Annotated in this window: 4 protein-coding genes and 1 pseudogene; 2 read left to right on the forward strand and 3 right to left on the reverse strand. The window is 71.8% G+C overall.

Features of this window, described 5'->3' with window-relative positions:
- Window positions 1-220, forward strand: a pseudogene (locus MVA01S_RS28720) (ESX-1 secretion-associated protein); the annotation flags it as partial.
- Here MVA01S_RS28720 and MVA01S_RS28725 read toward each other — a convergent pair.
- Together MVA01S_RS28725 and dapE are read right to left on the reverse strand one after the other, a co-directional pair.
- Entirely contained in the window at window positions 217-1,824 is a 1,608-nt protein-coding gene (locus tag MVA01S_RS28725) for an ABC-F family ATP-binding cassette domain-containing protein (protein WP_003931046.1), read from the reverse strand. The pseudogene MVA01S_RS28720 and the gene MVA01S_RS28725 overlap by 4 nt on opposite strands.
- A 108-nt stretch (window positions 1,825-1,932) precedes the next feature.
- A complete protein-coding gene (dapE, locus tag MVA01S_RS28730; protein WP_003931045.1) occupies window positions 1,933-2,997 on the reverse strand; it encodes a succinyl-diaminopimelate desuccinylase in 1,065 nt (354 codons plus the stop codon).
- 87 nt (window positions 2,998-3,084) lie between these two features.
- On the opposite strand from dapE, the gene dapD reads away from it, so the two are divergent.
- Entirely contained in the window at window positions 3,085-4,041 is a 957-nt protein-coding gene (gene dapD, locus MVA01S_RS28735; protein ID WP_003931044.1) for a 2,3,4,5-tetrahydropyridine-2,6-dicarboxylate N-succinyltransferase, read from the forward strand.
- A gap of 12 nt (window positions 4,042-4,053) precedes the next feature.
- Here dapD and MVA01S_RS28740 read toward each other — a convergent pair.
- Window positions 4,054-4,476, reverse strand: a 423-nt coding sequence (locus MVA01S_RS28740; protein WP_159426372.1) for an ROK family protein, incomplete at its 5' end; no start/stop codon positions are given.

The raw sequence follows: 4,476 nt of genomic DNA on the forward strand, positions 1-4,476 counted from the left end.
CGCGGAATTTGGGGACGAATCCCCCGACCGGGACGCCGCCGAGAACCCCGACGCCGAAGATGCCGACGCCGAGCACCGCGACGGCGAGCCCGACCCGGAGGGCGGCTCGACCACGGCCGACGAGGCCGAGCCGCGTGCCGGGGAGGGCACGCCACCAGGCCCCGACCCGGCGCCACCGGCGCCACCACGCCCGGCGCCCACCCGACCGGCCGTCGGCTAAACCTGCGCGAGCCGGCTGTCGGCAAGGCGCAGAACGCGATCCACGCCGATCGCCTCGAGGAACGACGCGTCGTGGCTGACGACGACGAACGCGCCGCGGTAGGCGCTCAACGCGTCCTCCAGTTGTCCGACGCTGACCAGGTCGAGGTTGTTGGTCGGCTCGTCGAGCAGCAACACCTGGGGTGCGGGTTCACCGAACAGCACGCAGGCCAGCGTGGCACGCAGCCGTTCCCCGCCGGAGAGCACCCGTACCGGCAGGTCGACATCGTCGCCGCGAAACAGGAACTGCGCCAACAGATGACGTCGCCGGGTGACCGACAACCCGGGTGCGGCCGCGGCGAGGTTCTCCGCGACCGAGCGGTCCTCGTCGAGCAGATCCAGCCGCTGGGACAGGTACGCGACGCGCCCGGCGGCCACCTCCACGGTGCCGGTATCCGGTTTGATCTCGCTGAGCAGGATCCTGAGCAGCGTCGTCTTACCGGCGCCGTTGGGCCCGGTCAGCGCGATGCGGTCCGGACCACGCACCGCCAGATCCACCCCGGCCAGCACGTCCCGGCCGTTTCTGCTGAACCTGATCCCGGTGCACTGCAGCACCATTCGACCGGCAGGCAGCTCCGTCTCGGGTAGTTCGAGGGTCAGCGCGTCGTCGTCGCGCAGTGCGCCCTCGGCGTCGTCGAGTCGGTTCCTGGCGTCGTCGATCCTTCTGGCGTGCACGTCGTCGGAGCGGCCGGCCGTCTCCTGCGCCCGCCGCTTGCGCGCCCCGGCCAGGATCTTCGGCAGGCCCGCGTCCTTGATGGTGCGCGCAGCGGTGCCGGCGCGGCGGTCGGCCCGCTCCCGGGCCTGCTGGCGTTGGTGCTTCTCGCGCCTGAGGGCCTGCTCGGCGCTGCGGACCGCGTCCTGCGCGGCCCGCTGGGCCTCCCCGACGGCCTCCGAGTAGGCGGTGAAGTTGCCGCCGAACCATCTGACCTCGCCGCGGTACAGCTCGGCGATGCGGTCCATCCGGTCCAGCAGCACCCGGTCGTGGCTGACCACCAGCAGACATCCGGCGAAGTCGTCGAGTGCGTCGTAGAGCCGGCGGCGGGCATCACCGTCGAGGTTGTTGGAGGGTTCGTCAAGCAGCAGCACGTCGGGGCGGCGCAACAACTCCCGGGCCAGCCCGAGACTGACGACCTCGCCGCCGGACAGCGTGCGCAGTGACCGGTCCAGGTCGAGGTGCCCGAGGCCCAGCCGGTCCAGTTGCGCCCGGGTGCGCTCCTCGACGTCCCAGTCGTCGCCGATCGCGGCGAACACCGCGTCGCTTGCGTCGCCGGCCGCCAGCGCGTTCAGCGCGTCGATCGCCGCAGCGACCCCGAGCAGCTCGGCGACGCTGCGGTCGTCGAGAAGCGGCAGCGTCTGCGGCAGGTGGCCGACGACGCCGTCCACGGTCACCGCACCAGCGGTGGGACGGAGTTCGCCGGCGATCAGCCGCAGCAGGGTGCTCTTGCCCGCGCCGTTGGCGGCGACCAGGCCGGCGCGGCCCGCACCGGCGGTGAACGACAGGTCGGTGAAGACCGCAGTGTCGTCGGGCCAGGAGAAGGACAGATGGGTACAGACGACAGAAGACATGTCGGGGTGCTTTCGTCGAGGCGTGACGCCTTCAGGAAATATCGGGACCCGTCCGGGTACTACCCGGTGATGTCTTCTCCCAGCACGTGTTCCACGCTACCGGCGCCGTCAACCGGTTAAATAGCGCCGTAGCGTCTCGGTCACCGCGGTGATCTGGCTGACCTCGACGTGTTCGTCGACGCGGTGGGCCAGGTTCGGGTCGCCCGGGCCGTAGTTGACGGCCGGGATGCCCAGCGCGGCGAACCGGGACACGTCGGTCCAGCCGTACTTGGCGCGCACCTGACCGCCCGCGGCCTCGACCAGCGCGGCGGCCGCCGGCCGGGTCAACCCGGGCAGCGCCCCGGCGGCGGCGTCGGTGAGTTCGATCGCCACGTCGAGCCCGTCGAACACCTCCTGCACGTGCGCGTAGGCCTGTTCGACGCTGCGGTCGGGGGCGAAGCGGAAATTGACCGTGACGCTCGCCGCGTCCGGGATGACGTTTCCGGCGACGCCACCGTCCATGCGCACCGCGGACAGCCCTTCCCGGTAAACGCAGCCGTCGATGTCGACACTGCGCGCCCGGTACCCGTTCAGCCGGGCCAGCACGTCACCGAGCTTGTGAATCGCGTTGTCGCCCAGCCACGATCGGGCCGAATGCGCGCGGGTGCCGGTCGCACTGACGGTGACCCGCAGGGTGCCCTGACAGCCGGCCTCGATGAAGCCGCCCGACGGTTCGCCGAGGATCGCGACGTCGGCGGCCAGCCACTCGGGCAGTTCGCGTTCGATGCGGCCGAGCCCGTTGGCCGACGCCTCGATCTCCTCGCAGTCGTACATCACCACCGTGATGTCGTGGGCGGGGTCGGCCAGGGTGGCGGCCAGGTGCAGGAACACCGCATCGCCGGCCTTCATGTCCGAGGTGCCGCAGCCGTGCAGGATGCCGTCGGCCAGCCTGCTCGGCAGGTTGCCCGCGGCGGGCACGGTGTCGATGTGCCCGGCCAGCAACACCCGCGACGGCCTGCCGAAGTCGGTGCGGGCCAGCACCGCGTCGCCGTTGCGGACGACCTCGAAGCCGGTGGTCTGTTCGCGCAGCGCGGCCTCGACCTCGTCGGCGATGCGCGACTCGTGGCGCGACTCGCTCGGGATGTCCACCAGGGCGGCGGTCAACGCGATCGGGTCACCGTGAAGGTCCAGCACAACTGCCACGTTAGCCGCTCGAGCCGACCCGGCGACGCCGTCGGGACCCCGTCGGTGGGCACGGGGCACACCGGTAACCTGATGCCCGTGAGTGGAGCATCAGGAATCGGCGTCGCGACGATCGCCGCCGACGGATCGGTTCTGGACACCTGGTTTCCGGCCCCGGAGCTGACCGCAGACGGCGAGTCCGGCACGGTGCGCCTGTCGGTGGCCGAGGTGCCCGCCGAATTGGCCGCGCTGGCGGGCCGCGACGAGGACCGCGACGTCGACGTGGTGGTGGTGCGCACGGTGATCGCGTCGCTGGACGACAAGCCCGCCGACGCCTACGACGCCTACCTGCGGCTGCACCTGCTGTCGCACCGCCTCGTCGCGCCGCACGGCCTCAGCGTCGACGGCATGTTCGGGGTGCTCACCAACGTCGTGTGGACCAGCCACGGGCCGTGCTCGGTTGACGGCTTCGAGACGGTGCGCGCCCGGCTGCGTCGGCGCGGGCAGGTCGCGGTGTACGGCGTGGACAAGTTCCCGCGGATGGTGGACTACGTGCTGCCGTCCGGTGTGCGGATCGCCGACGCCGACCGGGTGCGTCTCGGCGCGCACCTGGCGCCCGGCACCACCGTGATGCACGAGGGATTCGTGAACTTCAACGCGGGCACGCTGGGCAGTTCGATGGTCGAGGGCCGGATCTCGGCGGGCGTCGTGGTCGATGACGGCTCCGACATCGGCGGTGGCGCGTCGATCATGGGCACGCTGTCCGGCGGCGGCACCCAGGTGATCTCGGTCGGCAAGCGCTGCCTGTTGGGCGCCAACGCCGGCCTGGGCATCTCGCTGGGTGACGACTGCGTGATCGAGGCCGGCCTGTATGTCACCGCCGGCACCAAGGTCACCCTCCTCGATCAGGGCGAGACGACCACGACGGTCAAAGCTCGGGAACTCTCCGGTGCGAACAACCTGCTGTTCCGCCGCAACTCGGTGACCGGGGCGGTCGAGGTGGTCAGGCGCGACGGCACCGGCATCACGCTCAACGAGGCCCTGCACGCCAACTGACCCCGGCGCCGCTCAAACCCGCTGGCGCTCAGCCCAATCCGCCAGCCCCGCCGGACTGGTGACCTGGTTCATGGCCATGATCACCGCGCCGTGCAGGGTGGCGTGCTCCCCGTGCTCGGCGTCCCGCACCGGCGGTGGGGCGTCGCGCCGATAGGTCATCAGCGCATCGCGGTAAGCGGTGTCGAAGTCCTCGGCCGCGGCCGCACGCAGTCCCGCGCCGACGCCGCCCAGGGTGACGACCTCCGGATCGTGGAGGTTCACCAGCGCGCCGATGCCCCGGCCCAGTGAGGCCGCCACGGTGGTCAACGCCCGTCGCGCCGCGGCATCGCGGGGCCCGTCGAGCACGCGGTGCGCGTAGCCGACCGGGTCCTCGGGCGGTGCGTCCCCGAGCAGGCGGGCCAGCGCGCGCCCGTCGACCGTCAGGTCCCAGCACCC

This window comes from Mycolicibacterium vaccae NBRC 14118 = CIP 105934 (assembly GCF_001552715.1).
Classification (GTDB): Bacteria; Actinomycetota; Actinomycetes; order Mycobacteriales; family Mycobacteriaceae; genus Mycobacterium; species Mycobacterium vaccae.

Excerpts from the sequence above, each read along its gene's own strand:
- MVA01S_RS28725 (WP_003931046.1), bottom strand. The coding sequence starts at position 1,824 with ATGTCTTCTGTCGTCTGTACCCATCTGTCCTTCTCCTGGCCCGACGAC.